Below are 14,869 nucleotides of genomic sequence, written 5' to 3' on the forward strand. Positions count from 1 at the left end.
CCCATACATTCCCGGAAACATTGATTTTTTTATAAAAAATCAAAAAAATATCAACATATTTGTCGATACATGTTGTATAATCTTGCGTGGGAAGCTATCATATAAATGTATAAAACGTTTACTAATATAAGCGAAGGGAAGAATAGCATGTCACATTCAATCGAACAACTTTCTATCAACACGATTCGCACATTATCCATCGATGCGATTGAAAAAGCAAACTCTGGTCACCCAGGAATGCCAATGGGTGCAGCACCAATGGCTTATACATTATGGACTCAATTTATGAAACACAATCCAAATAACCCAACGTGGTTTAACCGTGATCGTTTCGTATTATCTGCAGGTCATGGTTCAATGTTATTATACAGCCTACTTCACCTATCTGGTTATGATGTAACAATGGATGACTTAAAGAACTTCCGTCAATGGGGAAGCAAAACTCCAGGACATCCTGAGTACGGTCATACAGCTGGTGTAGATGCAACGACTGGTCCACTTGGACAAGGTATTGCAACTGCTGTAGGTATGGCAATGGCTGAAAGACATTTAGCTGCTAAATATAACCGTGATGCGTATAATGTAGTAGATCATTATACATACGCTATTTGTGGTGATGGAGATTTAATGGAGGGCGTTTCTGCTGAAGCATCTTCATTAGCTGCTCATTTACAATTAGGTCGTCTTGTTGTGCTTTATGATTCAAACGATATTTCATTAGATGGCGATTTAAATCGTTCATTCTCTGAAAGTGTAGAAGATCGTTACAAAGCATACGGATGGCAAGTAATCCGTGTTGAGGATGGAAACGATATTGAAGCAATCGCGAAAGCAATTGAAGAAGCGAAAGCTGACGAAAAACGCCCAACGCTAATTGAAGTAAGAACGACAATTGGTTTCGGTTCTCCAAACAAATCAGGAAAATCAGCTTCACATGGTTCTCCACTTGGTGTAGAAGAAACAAAATTAACGAAAGAAGCATATGCTTGGACTGCTGAGCAAGACTTCCACGTAGCAGAAGAAGTATATGACAACTTCCGTAAAACAGTACAAGATGTTGGTGAAACTGCGCAAGCTGAGTGGAACACGATGCTAGGTGAATATGCACAAGCATACCCAGAATTAGCAAACGAATTCCAAGCAGCAATGAACGGTCAACTTCCAGAAGGTTGGGAGCAAAACCTACCAACTTATGAATTAGGATCAAAAGCAGCAACTCGTAATTCTTCTGGTGCTGTAATTAATGCAATTGCAGAGTCTGTACCATCATTCTTCGGTGGATCTGCTGACCTTGCTGGTTCTAACAAAACATACATGAATAACGAAAAAGACTTTACAAGAGATGATTACAGCGGTAAAAACATTTGGTACGGTGTACGTGAGTTCGCAATGGGTGCAGCAATGAACGGTATTGCACTACATGGTGGTTTAAAAACTTACGGTGGTACGTTCTTCGTATTCTCTGATTACTTACGTCCAGCAATTCGCCTTGCAGCATTAATGCAATTGCCAGTAACGTATGTATTCACACATGACAGTATCGCTGTTGGTGAAGATGGTCCAACACATGAACCAATCGAGCAATTAGCAGCGCTTCGTGCAATGCCAAACGTTTCTGTTATCCGTCCTGCTGATGGTAACGAATCTGTTGCAGCTTGGAGACTAGCTTTAGAATCTACAAACAAACCAACTGCTTTAGTATTAACTCGTCAAGACCTTCCAACATTAGAAGGTGCAAAAGATGATACGTATGAAAAAGTAGCAAAAGGTGCATATGTAGTTTCTGCAAGCAAGAAAGAAACGGCTGATGTAATCTTACTTGCAACTGGATCTGAAGTAAGCCTAGCTGTTGAAGCTCAAAAAGCATTAGCAGTAGACGGCGTTGACGCAGCTGTTGTCAGCATGCCATCTATGGATCGCTTCGAAGCTCAAACTGCAGAGTACAAAGAATCTGTATTACCAAAAGCAGTAACAAAACGTTTCGCAATCGAAATGGGTGCTACATTCGGATGGCACCGTTACGTAGGTCTTGAAGGAGATGTGTTAGGTATCGATACGTTCGGTGCTTCTGCTCCTGGTGAGAAGATTATGGAAGAGTATGGATTTACTGTAGAGAACGTTGTTCGTAAAGTAAAAGAAATGCTTTAATGATTTCAGAAAAATCTCTCCGGCATGGAGAGGTTTTTCTATGTAAATGAGTTTTTTCGACAGAAAAAGTTTTTTATCTCTCCGCAGTCAGACAATCATTGCAAATTTTCTTATATATAATGAAGAGAAAAGGTTGTCCAGATTGGGAGTGGAAAAATGAAAACGTATGAATTGTATTTAATTCAAGAGGATATTGCGAAAGCTTATTTTGGTCGTGAATATTTGTTTTTTGATTTATTTGCTCGATTTTCAGAATCTGGGTCCCTTTCGGAGAAAAAAGTGTTATATAAGCAAATGATGTATATAACGATGCCATTGCAAGTAATGAAAATTCATCATAAATTAGAACAAGCTTTGCGCGTTCTTGGTAAATATGATAGAACACATCATACACATACACTTTATACGGGAGCGGAGTACGGCGAAATAATGGTGAAACCGCACTATATTCGTATGAATACCTCTGGAAATGTCTCTATGGAAACAACATTCTTTGAGGTGTTAAGAAAGTGTGAATTAACATTTTTAGCTATGGATTATGAAAATACAAAGTACGGATGGCTGAATCCTCTAAAACAAGTACGAACATATGTGTAAAAAATGTCGAATTGTATCTTGTCTTATTGAAAAGGTTTTAGTACACTGTAAGGTAGACAACATGAAGGAGGAAAATATATGCCAATTTGGTTAGGTATTCTAGTGGGCGTAGTAGCACTAGTAGCAGGCGTGGCGTTAGGATTTTTCATTGCCCGCAAATATATGATGAATTACTTACAAAAAAATCCACCAATTAACGAACAAATGTTAAAAATGATGATGATGCAAATGGGACAAAAACCTTCCCAAAAGAAAATCAATCAAATGATGAGCGCAATGAACAAGCAACAAATGAAATAAGCGCTAAAAGACACTCGCTAAGAGTGTCTTTCTTTTTGTTAGTTATAGTTTTTAAAACTTTTAAAAATTCTGTATTTTTGGTAAACTGAAAACATCGCTCATTTTAAGGGAGGAGGAAAAAAATGAAAGTGTTTATGAATTTAGCGTGGTTTTTTAAACAAGAAAAACGAGCGTACATAACTGGAATTATTTTATTGTTTGGCGTTGCACTTTTAGAACTTGTAGCACCAAAAGTAATTGGAATCGTTGTAGATGAAATTAATGATGGAACATTGACGACCGATAAGTTACTAAAATGGGTTGTACTATTAGTAATTGTAGGCATTACGATGTACATATTACGTTACATATGGCGTATTATGATTTTTGGGTCTTCATTAAAATTAGCTCGCCAATTACGAAAAAATTTATATGAACATTTTACAAAGATGAGTCCATCTTTCTATCAGTCAAATCGAACAGGTGATTTAATGGCACATGCGACCAATGATATTCAAGCGATCCAGCAAACTGCTGGAGCAGGTGTTTTGACGCTTGTTGACTCATTAGCTGTCGGAGGATGTGTACTCGTAGCGATGGGTTTTACAATTAGCTGGAAGTTAACATTATTAAGTTTAATTCCAATGCCGATTGTAGCTATTTCGACAAATTATTATGGAACTTTATTACATAAAAGGTTTCATAAAGCACAGCAATCGTTTTCGGAAATCAATGATAAAGTGCAAGAGAGTATGAGTGGAATGAAAGTGATTCGCTCGCTTGGACAAGAGAAAGAAGATTTGCAGGCGTTTCGAAGAAAATCAGAAGATGTTGTACATAAAAATGTGTTAGTTGCACGTATTGATTCGTTATTTGATCCGACAATCTCTCTTATCGTTGGATTTTCTTTTTTAATCGCAGTATGTTATGGATCGGTATTAGTTGTAAGAGGTGAATTAACAGTAGGTGATCTCGTTACATTTACGACATATTTAGGTACCCTCGTTTGGCCAATGTTAGCGTTTGGATGGTTATTCAATATTATGGAGCGTGGGCGTGCTTCATATGACCGTGTAGAAAAAATTCTTTCACAAAAATCAGATGTAGTAAATAGCGAAAATGCTGTACAGACAATAGCGAGCGGTAATGTTTCGTTTGCCGTTGATTCATTTTCGTATAAGAAAAATGAATTGTTACATTTAAACGATATTCACTTTGATTTGAAGAAGGGCGAAACGCTAGGAGTTGTAGGACGTACAGGCGCAGGGAAAACGACTTTATTAAAATGTTTAATCCGTGAGTATGATCATTTTAATGGTGAATTAAAAATTGGGGAGCGAGATATTCGAGATATAACACTTCATGGTGTCCGTTCTGCCATTTCATACGTGCCCCAAGATCATTTTTTATTCTCAGCAAGTATTGGTGAGAATATTGCCTTTGGAAAGGCGGATGCTACATATAATGAAATTACCCAAGCTGCAGAGATTGCTTGTATTCATAATGACATCCTCCAATTTTCAGAAGGATATGAAACAGTAGTAGGGGAAAGAGGTGTTTCGTTATCTGGTGGTCAAAAACAGCGAATCTCTATTGCTCGTGCTTTATTAACAAATGCTGAAATTTTAATTTTGGATGATTGTTTATCAGCAGTAGATGCAAAAACAGAAGAGACGATTTTAAGTGCCTTAAAGAGGGAAAGAGCAGGGAAAACGACGATTATTACTGCACACCGATTAAGTGCAATTCAGCATGCCAATCTTATTCTTGTTGTTGATGAAGGTAGAATTGTACAAAGAGGTACACATGAGGAATTAATGAAGGAAAACGGCTGGTATAAGGAAATGTATGAAAGCCAGCAATTAGAAGCTTTAGTCGAGAAAGGAGGCGTATGATGGTAGAGAAGAAGCGAAGTGATTTAAGTAGATTGCTTTCTTATATGAAGCCATATAAAGGGTTGCTATCTTTAGCATTTATCTTTTTAGTTGGTGCGACAGTAACGGAAATGATGGGTCCTTTTTTAATTAAACAATTCCTCGATGAACACCTAGTACCGCGGGATTTTGAACGATCAGCGCTCGTTACTTTATTTGTAATTTACATAGTTGCTCATTTATTAAAAGTATTATTTACGTATTTAAATCTATTGTACTTTCAGAACATTGCTTTTAAGATTGTTCAAGATATGCGAGTTGAAGTATATGAACATGTTCAAAAGCTGTCATTAAGTTTCTTTGATCGTACGCCGATTGGTACACTTGTATCGCGTATAACAAATGATACGGAAGCGATTAAAGATTTTTATGTTAGTGTATTATCAACATTTGTGAAAAATGTAGTCTTTTTAGTAGGTATTTTAGTAGCGATGTTTTTATTAGATGTAAAATTAGCGCTATTTTCTCTCGTATTAATTCCGATCATGTTTGCGATTATGGTATTATATCGCCGGAAAAGTGCAGCTTTTTATTTAGAAGTACGTAATCAACTAAGCGTGTTAAATGCAAAGTTGAACGAGTCCATACAAGGAATGAATATTGTTCAAGTGTTCAGACAAGAAAAACGTATGAGAAAAGAGTTTGAAGAAGTGAATAATAAACATTATAGTGCAGGGCGACGTACTTTGAAGTTAGACGCATTACTTTTACGACCAGCTACGGATTTAGTGCATATTGTAGCTATTGCGTTAGTACTAGGTTTATTTGGGATTGATGCTTTAAAGAGCCCTGTTGAAGTAGGAGTTTTATATGCTTTTGTTAACTATATACATCGTTTCTTCCAACCTGTAAATGAGATGATGATGAAATTGTCCTTTTTCCAACAGGCACTTGTTTCGTCATCACGTGTATTTCATTTAATGGACGAGAAAGATTTAGCACCGGTTCAAAAAGGCAATGAGAATCCTCAAGTCGTGGATGGGGATATTGAATTTAAAAATGTTACTTTTTCATATGATGGAAAGCGTGACGTTTTAAAAAATGTATCATTTCACGTGAAACAAGGGCAAACGGTTGCTTTTGTTGGGCATACTGGTAGCGGAAAAAGTACGATTATGAATTTGTTAATGCGATTTTATAATATTAAGTCAGGAAATATTGTAATAGACGGTGTAGATTTAGAAAAATTTGAAGAACGAGAAATTAGAAAGAAAATAGGACTCGTATTGCAAGATGCATTTTTATTTGCTGGAAATGTAAAGCAAAATATTCGTATGTATAATGAAGAAATTACGGATGAAGAAGTAAAAGAAGCTGCTCGATTTGTGCAAGCGAATACGTTTATTGAAAAGTTACCAAAACAGTATGAAACAGAAGTAGTAGAAAGAGGTGCAGCATTTTCAAGCGGTCAACGACAATTAATTGCTTTTGCTAGAACGATAGCAACGAATCCGAAAGTATTAGTATTAGATGAAGCAACAGCTAATATCGATACAGAAACAGAAGAGGCTATTCAAACAGCGTTGCAACAAATGCGAAAAGGTAGAACGACGATAGCCATTGCGCATAGGTTATCTACAATTCAAGATGCAGATCAAATTTTTGTGATGCATGATGGAGAGATAGTAGAAAGAGGAACACATCAAGAATTACTAAGTGAGCAAGGTTTGTATTATAATATGTACTTGCTACAAAATAAAGTGAGTTTGCAAAAGGCCTTGTAATACAAGGTCTTTTTTATTTTGTATACAAAATATGTTTACTCTTTGTTTCTATAGCATAAATGTTGTGTCCTCTTATGAAACTTGTACATATTGTATGTATACGAAGTAAAAAAATTGATAGGAGATTTTATATGCAAAACAGATCAGGTTCAAATGTTACGTTTATTGATGTGTCTCATTGGGAAGGGAATATTGATTGGAATGCAGTGAAGGCATCTGGAATTCCAGCAGCGTATGCAAAAGCGACAGAAGGTGTAAACTACATTGATCCTACTTTTACTAAGAATGTACAAGCAGCACGAAATGCGAATGTATTAATTGGTGCATACCATTTTGCACGCCCAGAACAAAATGATGCAATTTCAGAGGCAAAATATTTTGTGAGTATATTACAAAATAACCAGACAGACTTAATGCCAGTTCTGGATTTAGAATCACCAACAGATCCGAGCAACAGTAATTTAACTGGTAACGCTATATCGAATTGGGCAAGAAGCTTCATAAATTATGTGAAACAGGCTACTGGAAAAGATGTAATGTTATATACAGGAGTTTGGTATATTAATGAGTTCGGAATTAGCGGATTAAGTGATATACCGCTTTGGATTGCTAAATACTCGAGTACACCGCCTGCTGATGCGGGTGGATGGACAGCGTGGACAGCGTGGCAGTACACAGATTCTGGACAAATTTCAGGCGTAGGAAATTGTGATGTATCAGCTGCAGTTTCATTAGAAGCTTTAAAAGGGAATGGAGCAAGTGGTGGAGGTAATGTTTCCCCGCCTAATAATGCAACTCCAGTGTACGGGGTTGCTATAATTAATGGAGATAATGTGAATTTGAGAAGTGGACCATCTTTGCAGTCTAGTGTAATTCGCCAATTGAATCGTGGCGAAACATATGAAGTTTGGGGAGAACAAGATGGATGGCTTTGTTTAGGGACAAATCAGTGGGTATATAATGATCCGAGTTATATTCAGTATAAACATTATGTGGCGACTATTACTGGTGATAATGTAAATTTGCGTGATGCTCCATCATTAAATGGAAATGTTATAAGACAGTTACATCATGGTGAATCGTATCGAGTATGGAGTAAGCAAGATGGATGGCTTTGCTTAGGGACAAATCAATGGATATACTACGATCCGAGTTATATTCAGTATGGTGTACAATAGAGTGAAAATAAAAGGTGCCCCGTCAGAGGTGCCTTTTATTAAAAATATACAACTTTTACAAAGTCTATATCGAAACCATAGTATACTATAGTAGATATATTTATAAAAAATAATCAAAAATGAAATAAAGGGGTAAAAATATGAATTATGTGCTAATAGGTGCGGTTTTAATATTATTAGCTGTAGTATTTGTGCTGTTTTATAAAAATAAACAGTTAGAATCAGAGAGTCAGCAAGTAGAATTTGAAAAGAAACAAGCGATTGAAACGTATAAAAATGAAATTGCAGCTACGGTGATAGAGCATAAAGAACAACAAAATAATTTAAAAAATATGGAACAGAAAAAATACAATGATTTACAAGTAAGTGCAAATAGAGAAATTGAAAATATGCGTATGATGAAAAATCAATTAGCTGTGCAGCATAGTAAAGAACGTAGTGAAATGCAAAATAAACATAATAACGAAATACATATGTTTCAAAAATTAATTGCAAATTTACGAGAATATACTAAAAACGGTGCTGAAATGAATACGTACGAAACATTACATTATATGAAGCGAGGATTCATAGAGCAAGGCATCATATTAGATGCTGAATTTCAAGTCATGCCGAATGTTTTTATTAAAAATAATAGTGAAATAAACGATAATCGAATCCATCATCTTATCTTGTGCAAAACTGGTATTTATCTACTGGAGATGAAAGAATGGAACGAGAAATTAATTCATGGTTTAACGAAAGAAAATGCTGGTATATATTCATTTATGATTGATGAAATGGGTAAGTATCAACAAGAAGTTGATAAAGAAGAGACATTTGAATATATAGTAGGTAAAGATTCCTCAACTATACAAGTGAAAAATGAAGGGAATCCAGTATATAAGGCGAAGAAACTATCTAAAATTTTATACAATTGTTTGAATGAAATACAGGCTAATAGTATAAAAGAAAAGGTAAAACCAGTTGTATATTTTTATAATAAAAATGGAAAAGCAATAGTAGACCTTTCTAGTGAGGAAACACCTAGGTTAAAAGATCGGGAGCAAATTGTAACGTTCTTCAGAAATGAAATCTTAACAGGGAAAGTAGTATATACAGTGCAAGAATTAGAACAGATTCGAGAAATGATTAGCCGGATGAATTATATAGTGAGTTAAAAGGGGAGATCTTTCTGAACGCTATGCTACGTGGCATTTTGTATGTCTATTTTTGTTTGTATATAGTAATGTACATTCTATTTATATTCGTCATTGATATGGTCCATATACCCTTAAGTGTAAGGAGCATTTTTGTAGTATTCATACCATTTGTTTTATTAGTCATGATTCAAAGGGCTATTTTATATGTTTCTAAAAATCGTAATGAAGAAAAGAAGCAAATGTTGGGGGTTTTAATAGTAGCACTCATACCATTAATAGTGTGCACTGTACAACTAAGTGTAAATGAATATACATCAAAGTTTAATCAAAATAGATGGTTAAATCATGCAGATAAGCGGGTATATATGGTAGATGATCTATTACAAAAATATAAATTAATAGGGAAATCAAATGAAGAAATTATACAATTGTTAGGAGCTCCAACGGAAACGAGAAGTGGGGAAGAAGGAGTTACCACTTTGTATTATCTTGGGACTAAACGTGGCTTTATTCCAATAGATAGCGAACAGCTTGTTTTCCAATTTGATAGAGATGGAAAAGTCATGGAATATACGGTGCATAAAGATTAAAGAAACGTAGAGGGAAGCTATATGTTATAGCTTCTTTTTTATTTTTCAATATGTCACGGAAGGGGGAGAAGGTTTTTGAGTGGAATAAGGAATGAAAGCGGAGGTGATGCATATATATAGATGCATTGGGTGATTATTAGTCCGATTGGTGAGGGGTAATAATTAATAAGTACGGACAAAAACCCCACTCATTAAAGTTTTACTTTATCATATTGTATAAATGAAAAGGAGGTAAGACGGTGAAAGCAATCCCGACTGATGTCCTGAGTAAAGAATTGATGGAAAGAGAAGGAGTTATATCTATTACAGTAAAGGAATTTGAAAAAATAGAAGTAGCTGGAGTAGTGGTCGCTGGTCCAGCGGTTATTTTGATTAATCAAGATTAAGTACATATTTTTGAAATAAAAAGCATCCGTCTAGGATGCTTTTTATTTGTATGTAAGGATAAATATGATGGATAATTGTGTTACTGGAGGGAAAGTCTGTGGCAATTATTATAACAATGTTAGTAATGGGTATTTTATTAGGATTTGTTGGAGCTGGAGGAGCTGGGTTTATTATCGCGATACTCACTTTAGTATTTCATATTCCTATTCATGTTGCTCTTGCAACATCTTTAACTGCAATGGCATTTACGACATTATCAGGTGTTGTAAGTCATTACCGTGAGGGCAATGTTGCACTTATTATAGGCGGGATTGTTGGGGGATTTGGCGCAATTGGCTCTTATATTGGTTCTAAATTTGGTTCACTTATACCAGCACATCTTCTTCATTGGTTTACAGCTGGGATGTTATTTTTATCGGCAATTTTTATGTTTATTAAATTAATTATGTTCCAAAACAAAGAAAAGTCGTCTTTATATAAACATAAAGAGTTTTCCGTGAACTACTTGTTGAAATGTGTATGCCTTGGATTAGTTACTGGAATGATGGCTGGTTCATTTGGGATTGGTTCTGCACCGTTTATTCAACTTGGATTAATAGTTCTATTGGGACTTACGATTCAGCAATCTGTAGGGACAACAATGCTTGTTATATTACCGATTGCAATTGGAGGCGGGATAGGATATAGTTCGGAAGGATATTTAGATTATATATTGTTATTACAAGTATTAATTGGGACCATGTTAGGGGCATACATTGGCGCGAAGTTTACAAATTATGCACCGCGAATGCTTTTGAGGTTTTCGATGATTATGACACCGGTTTTAGCTGGTTGTATGCTATTGATGGAATAAAGTGAAATTATAATCAGTAGGGGGTTAATGCTTACAAATAGCGGGATAAAATTAATATAGCAAACTATTAATATATTTTACGAATGAATTATATAGGTAATTCATATTTCCCATATAAAAGGATTTGTTTTAATATTATGAGTGTAAAGTTCGAGTATTCGAAGTACTACTTGAATTATATCCCTATCCCTTTTCTAAAAATGCGAACAAGTTTTGCCCTATTCTATTCAATAGTTAATTGCATAGAAATATATTGTTCGATGACCATTATGGAACGTACATAATGGGAAAATCCCGATCCTTAAAGAGGATGCCCCTAATCTTCATGTGAAAATATGATCGGATATGAAAGCTGACCAATTTATGGTCAGCTTTCTTTTTGTTCGAAAATTATTTCTTCTTTAATTTCTGTTTGCAATAATACAGTTTTTCCGAAGCGACGTTTGCATTCCGCGCGCACTTTTTCAAGGGCTAGTAGCTGAGTAGTGGCGGGAACTGTGACAATAGCTTGGCGAGGTTTTCGATTTTCTTCACAAAAGACACATTCCACAACATAATTAGAAATCATATTTTCATCCTTCCAGTTTTAATTTCTAAGAAGGGATTGTCTATGAAGTTGATGTAACTTTTCGTCATTGTTTTATTATTTTCCTCTTTTTTTCAAGGGAAAAATAATAAAGAAGGCGAATTTTAGTAGGGGAGGGATGTTTATGGAGAGATGGATAGGTAGTGCAGCGGTATGTGTAAATGAAAAAAATGAAGTTTTAATGGTACTGCAGGGCAAAGAGGGAGAAGAAAAAAGGTGGTCTGTCCCAAGTGGAGGACTTGAAAAGGGAGAGACACTAGAAGAATGTTGTATCAGGGAAGTTTGGGAAGAAACAGGTTACAATGTGGAAGTTGTAAATAAAATATATGAAAAAGAGGGTATTACATACGGTGTTCCAGTGTATGTCCATTATTATTTTGTTAAACAAATAGGCGGTAATATGAAAATCCAAGATCCTGATGAGTTAATACATGAAATTGCTTGGAAAGGGATACATGAAGTTGAACAATTGTGTTTAGCTTTTCCAGAGGATTATGAATTGCTGTGCCAATATATAGATAAAGAAGCAAGTATGTAAATACTTGCTTCTTTAATGTATCCAAGACAAGAAAAGCGGAACGATAACTAAACTAGCGCCTGCTGTTAAAAGCATAGATAAACTTGCAATTGTTCCTTCCACAGGACCGATTTCGAATGCTTTTGATGTACCGGTTCCATTTGCGCTTGTTCCTAACATAATACCTTTTGCGATTGCTGTTTTAATACGGCAAATACGTATGAGAGAAGGACCGAGCAATGCTCCTGTTAAGGCAGTTAAAACGACAAATACAGCAGTTAATTGTGACATGCCACCAATCATTTCTGAAATAGCCATTGCGATTGGTGTTGTTACGATATGTGGCGCTAAACTATGTTCTAGTGATGAATCAATTTGAAAATAATTTGCTAGTAGTGCTGAAGTAATGACTGATAAAAACGAACCGACAATGACATTAAGTAAGATAGCCATTCCATGTTTCTTTAATAAATCAAAGTATTTATAGATTGGCCATGCAAAAGCAACTGTTGCGGGTTTTAATAATTCAGTTAACCAATGACCACCAGATTCATATGTTTCATAAGGTGTATCTAATCCGAGCAATAAAGCAATTAAAATAATGGGACAGACGAGAAGAGGAGAAAGTAGACTCCAATTCCAGCGTTGATACATTTTTTTTGATAGCCAATATGTGAATAGTGTTAATAGTAAACAAAGAAATCCGATCATTGCGTTGATCCTTTCCGCTTTAGTAGCAATTCTGTTAAAAGTCCTGTAACTAAGGTAACGCAAAGAGTGCTAATCATAATAATTAAAATGAGATCGATTCCATATTGTGTTAGTGTATCTCTGTAACGTATGACAGCGACTGCAGAAGGGATGAAAAATAAAATAAGTTCTTTTAATAAAAAATCTGCTCCGTCCTGTATCCATTCTTTTTTAACTAGGTTAAATTTTAATGAAATTAATAATAAGAAAATACCGATTATACTTCCTGGAACTGGGAGGTGTGCCTGTTTTGCAATCCATTCACCTGTCCAAGCGAAACAAAATAGTAATAAAATTTGTCCGCTTAACTTCCACCATTTCATACAGTAACCACCTCTTTCTTTTGTTACATAAAAATTGTAAAAAAGAATTAACAATTTCTACTATACGTTCATTCAAAATATTTGTCTAATATATAAATTATATGTTATTAATATATAAGACATATTAATCGAAAGTGAAAAGGGTGTCCAAAAATGGAATTACGGCATTTGCAATATTTTGTTGTTGTGGCAGAAGAGTTACACTTTGGACGGGCGGCTGCTCGTTTACAAATGACACAACCACCACTTAGTCAACAAATACAGCAATTAGAAAAAGAAATGGGAGTTACATTATTTTCAAGAACGAAAAGAAAGGTTGAACTAACAGAAGCAGGAGAAATGTTTTTAAAAGAAGTAAAAAAGGCGTTTGAACAAATTGAAAAAGCAGTAGAAGTTGCACAAAGTGCACAAAGGGGAGAAGTAGGATCACTTTCAATTGGTTTTGTAGGTGCGGCGATATATGATATTTTACCATCAATTGTTAGAGAATATAGAAAGAAATTTCCGAGAGTGTCTGTTGCATTACATGAATTGTCAACACCAGATCAAGTTCATGCACTTCATGATAACCGTATCGATATTGGCTTTTTACGTCCACCAATTCCAACGCAATTATTAGAATTAGAGCCAATTCAAAGGTTATCTTGCACTTTGTGTTTACCAAAGGCACATCCACTTGCAGAGAAAGATGAAATACATATAGAAGATTTACGAGATGAGCCGTTTGTATTTATTACGAGACCAGTATGGCCAGCTTTGTATGATACAATTCTATCTCTTTGTAGAGAAGTTGGATTTAGTCCACGTATTGTACAAGAAGCAACAGAGTATCAAACAGTTATGGGGCTTGTAGCAGCAGGGATTGGAATTACAGTAATACCCGTGTCGGCAAATAAGTTATATAAAACAGAAGTTGTATATAAAGAGTTATATGATTCTAATTTCGTTGCAGAAATGTCAGTGGCTTACAAAAAAATGAATAGTAATCGAGAGCTGCTAGAGTTTTTAAAAATTGCAAGAGAGAAGAAAAGAATAGAAGTAGAAGATGAGTAATAGTAGTAACAGAAAATGGATTTGATTCAAATCCATAAAAGTACACCTTATTAAACAATAAAGCGGAAATGCAACTTAAGTTGCATTTCCGCTTTATTGTTCTTTTTTTAGCTCGATACTAAATAGATAAACGTGTTCATTTTCTTTTAAGAGTAAATCAATACCCTTTTCTTCGTCAATTGTAGGGACGCTTACAGTTTCTTGACTGGTTTGGATTACAGCAGCTAAAGTTGTTTTTTGATTGTATTTTAAATTTTTTATAGATTGGATTGTAGTAGTTGCAGAGCTATTTACGCTTGGTGGCGCTTCTTCAGGAACAAGTGTTGAACCACCTTCAATATTCAGATACCACTGCCTTTTTTCTTGTATATCTTTATCAAATTGGAAATGTGGTGGTAAAAAAGAAAGCTTTATTTTCTTTTTTGAAAAATGTGAGGTAGCTATATTAGCAATTTCTTTTGTTTTCTTACCATTGTTATAATAATCAATTGTAGCATTTATTTCATCTTTATCATTTTTAAGCGTAACGTTATAAAATATGCTATTACCTTCTTGAAAAGGAGTCATTTGTAAAATAGAAGCTTGCTCTTTTGTTAATTTGTATGGCTCAACAATGGCAACTTCATTGTTTTTTATTTGGCTACAACTTGTGAGTAATAATAAACACAAGATTGATAGTAATTTTATACGCATGCAACCTCCTCCTTTTTACAATTATATTCTAAATGTGATTTTTTATCATTTCGTTTTCTAGGACTAAAGACTTAGAAGAAATTCCGATTGTAGTGCGATGTTTAAAATGCCATAT

At 34.9% G+C, this 14,869-nt stretch carries 16 protein-coding genes; 12 read left to right on the top strand and 4 right to left on the bottom strand.

The annotated features are described in order from the left end of the window. Nucleotides 1–147 precede the first annotated feature (147 nt). The 10 genes from tkt (at nucleotide 148) to ACQGS6_RS13555 (ending at nucleotide 10,832) form a co-directional block, all read left to right on the top strand. On the top strand, nucleotides 148–2,148 hold the full coding sequence (tkt, locus tag ACQGS6_RS13510; protein WP_000019766.1) for a transketolase: 2,001 nt from the start codon (nucleotides 148–150) through the stop codon (nucleotides 2,146–2,148). A 156-nt stretch (nucleotides 2,149–2,304) separates the two neighbouring features. Then, a complete protein-coding gene (gene sirA / locus ACQGS6_RS13515) occupies nucleotides 2,305–2,745 on the top strand; it encodes a sporulation inhibitor of replication protein SirA (RefSeq protein ID WP_000860645.1) in 441 nt (146 codons plus the stop codon). Nucleotides 2,746–2,823: 78 nt separating this feature from the next. Further along, a complete protein-coding gene (locus ACQGS6_RS13520; protein WP_001123317.1) occupies nucleotides 2,824–3,045 on the top strand; it encodes a YneF family protein in 222 nt (73 codons plus the stop codon). Nucleotides 3,046–3,167: 122 nt separating this feature from the next. Further along, nucleotides 3,168–4,919 (top strand): ABC transporter ATP-binding protein, encoded by a 1,752-nt coding sequence (locus tag ACQGS6_RS13525; protein ID WP_000862459.1) that lies wholly within the window; start codon nucleotides 3,168–3,170, stop codon nucleotides 4,917–4,919. Further along, on the top strand, nucleotides 4,919–6,682 hold the full coding sequence (locus ACQGS6_RS13530) for an ABC transporter ATP-binding protein (RefSeq protein WP_000229522.1): 1,764 nt from the start codon (nucleotides 4,919–4,921) through the stop codon (nucleotides 6,680–6,682). Before ACQGS6_RS13525 ends, ACQGS6_RS13530 begins: the two co-directional genes overlap by 1 nt. Before the next feature lie 131 nt (nucleotides 6,683–6,813). Next, on the top strand, nucleotides 6,814–7,860 hold the full coding sequence (locus ACQGS6_RS13535; RefSeq protein ID WP_001181384.1) for a GH25 family lysozyme: 1,047 nt from the start codon (nucleotides 6,814–6,816) through the stop codon (nucleotides 7,858–7,860). Nucleotides 7,861–8,000: 140 nt separating this feature from the next. Next, on the top strand, nucleotides 8,001–9,020 hold the full coding sequence (locus ACQGS6_RS13540) for an NERD domain-containing protein (RefSeq protein WP_074626102.1): 1,020 nt from the start codon (nucleotides 8,001–8,003) through the stop codon (nucleotides 9,018–9,020). Nucleotides 9,021–9,043: 23 nt separating this feature from the next. Next, the gene (locus tag ACQGS6_RS13545; protein ID WP_069605137.1) at nucleotides 9,044–9,592 is read left to right on the top strand and encodes a hypothetical protein; all 549 of its coding nucleotides are present in this window, start codon (nucleotides 9,044–9,046) and stop codon (nucleotides 9,590–9,592) included. A 239-nt stretch (nucleotides 9,593–9,831) separates the two neighbouring features. Next, entirely contained in the window at nucleotides 9,832–9,978 is a 147-nt protein-coding gene (locus ACQGS6_RS13550) for a BC1881 family protein (protein WP_000644411.1), read from the top strand. A gap of 98 nt (nucleotides 9,979–10,076) precedes the next feature. Then, the gene (locus tag ACQGS6_RS13555) at nucleotides 10,077–10,832 is read left to right on the top strand and encodes a sulfite exporter TauE/SafE family protein (RefSeq protein WP_074626100.1); all 756 of its coding nucleotides are present in this window, start codon (nucleotides 10,077–10,079) and stop codon (nucleotides 10,830–10,832) included. 367 nt (nucleotides 10,833–11,199) lie between these two features. On the opposite strand, the gene ACQGS6_RS13560 is transcribed toward ACQGS6_RS13555, so the two are convergent. Next, on the bottom strand, nucleotides 11,200–11,400 hold the full coding sequence (locus ACQGS6_RS13560) for a DUF3903 domain-containing protein (RefSeq protein WP_000625226.1): 201 nt from the start codon (nucleotides 11,398–11,400) through the stop codon (nucleotides 11,200–11,202). A 142-nt stretch (nucleotides 11,401–11,542) separates the two neighbouring features. On the opposite strand from ACQGS6_RS13560, the gene ACQGS6_RS13565 reads away from it, so the two are divergent. Further along, the gene (locus tag ACQGS6_RS13565; protein WP_000442975.1) at nucleotides 11,543–11,956 is read left to right on the top strand and encodes an NUDIX hydrolase; all 414 of its coding nucleotides are present in this window, start codon (nucleotides 11,543–11,545) and stop codon (nucleotides 11,954–11,956) included. A gap of 12 nt (nucleotides 11,957–11,968) precedes the next feature. Here ACQGS6_RS13565 and ACQGS6_RS13570 read toward each other — a convergent pair whose 3' ends face one another. Both ACQGS6_RS13570 and ACQGS6_RS13575 read right to left on the bottom strand, forming a co-directional pair. Continuing rightward, nucleotides 11,969–12,646: an LrgB family protein gene (locus ACQGS6_RS13570; protein ID WP_000578965.1), complete on the bottom strand. Its 678-nt coding sequence runs from the start codon at nucleotides 12,644–12,646 to the stop codon at nucleotides 11,969–11,971. Then, on the bottom strand, nucleotides 12,643–13,008 hold the full coding sequence (locus tag ACQGS6_RS13575) for a CidA/LrgA family holin-like protein (protein WP_000872365.1): 366 nt from the start codon (nucleotides 13,006–13,008) through the stop codon (nucleotides 12,643–12,645). Before ACQGS6_RS13575 ends, ACQGS6_RS13570 begins: the two co-directional genes overlap by 4 nt. Before the next feature lie 153 nt (nucleotides 13,009–13,161). Here ACQGS6_RS13575 and alsR point away from each other — a divergent pair, with 153 nt between their 5' ends. Continuing rightward, nucleotides 13,162–14,061, top strand: coding sequence for an acetoin biosynthesis transcriptional regulator AlsR (gene alsR / locus ACQGS6_RS13580; protein ID WP_426965225.1), 900 nt, complete (start codon nucleotides 13,162–13,164; stop codon nucleotides 14,059–14,061). Nucleotides 14,062–14,154: 93 nt separating this feature from the next. On the opposite strand, the gene ACQGS6_RS13585 is transcribed toward alsR, so the two are convergent. Further along, nucleotides 14,155–14,754, bottom strand: coding sequence for a histidine kinase (locus tag ACQGS6_RS13585; RefSeq protein WP_426965226.1), 600 nt, complete (start codon nucleotides 14,752–14,754; stop codon nucleotides 14,155–14,157). Nucleotides 14,755–14,869: the final 115 nt, after the last annotated feature.

It is taken from the genome of Bacillus sp. GMs2/2 (genome assembly GCF_050172095.1).
Classification (GTDB): domain Bacteria; phylum Bacillota; class Bacilli; order Bacillales; family Bacillaceae_G; genus Bacillus_A; species Bacillus_A cereus.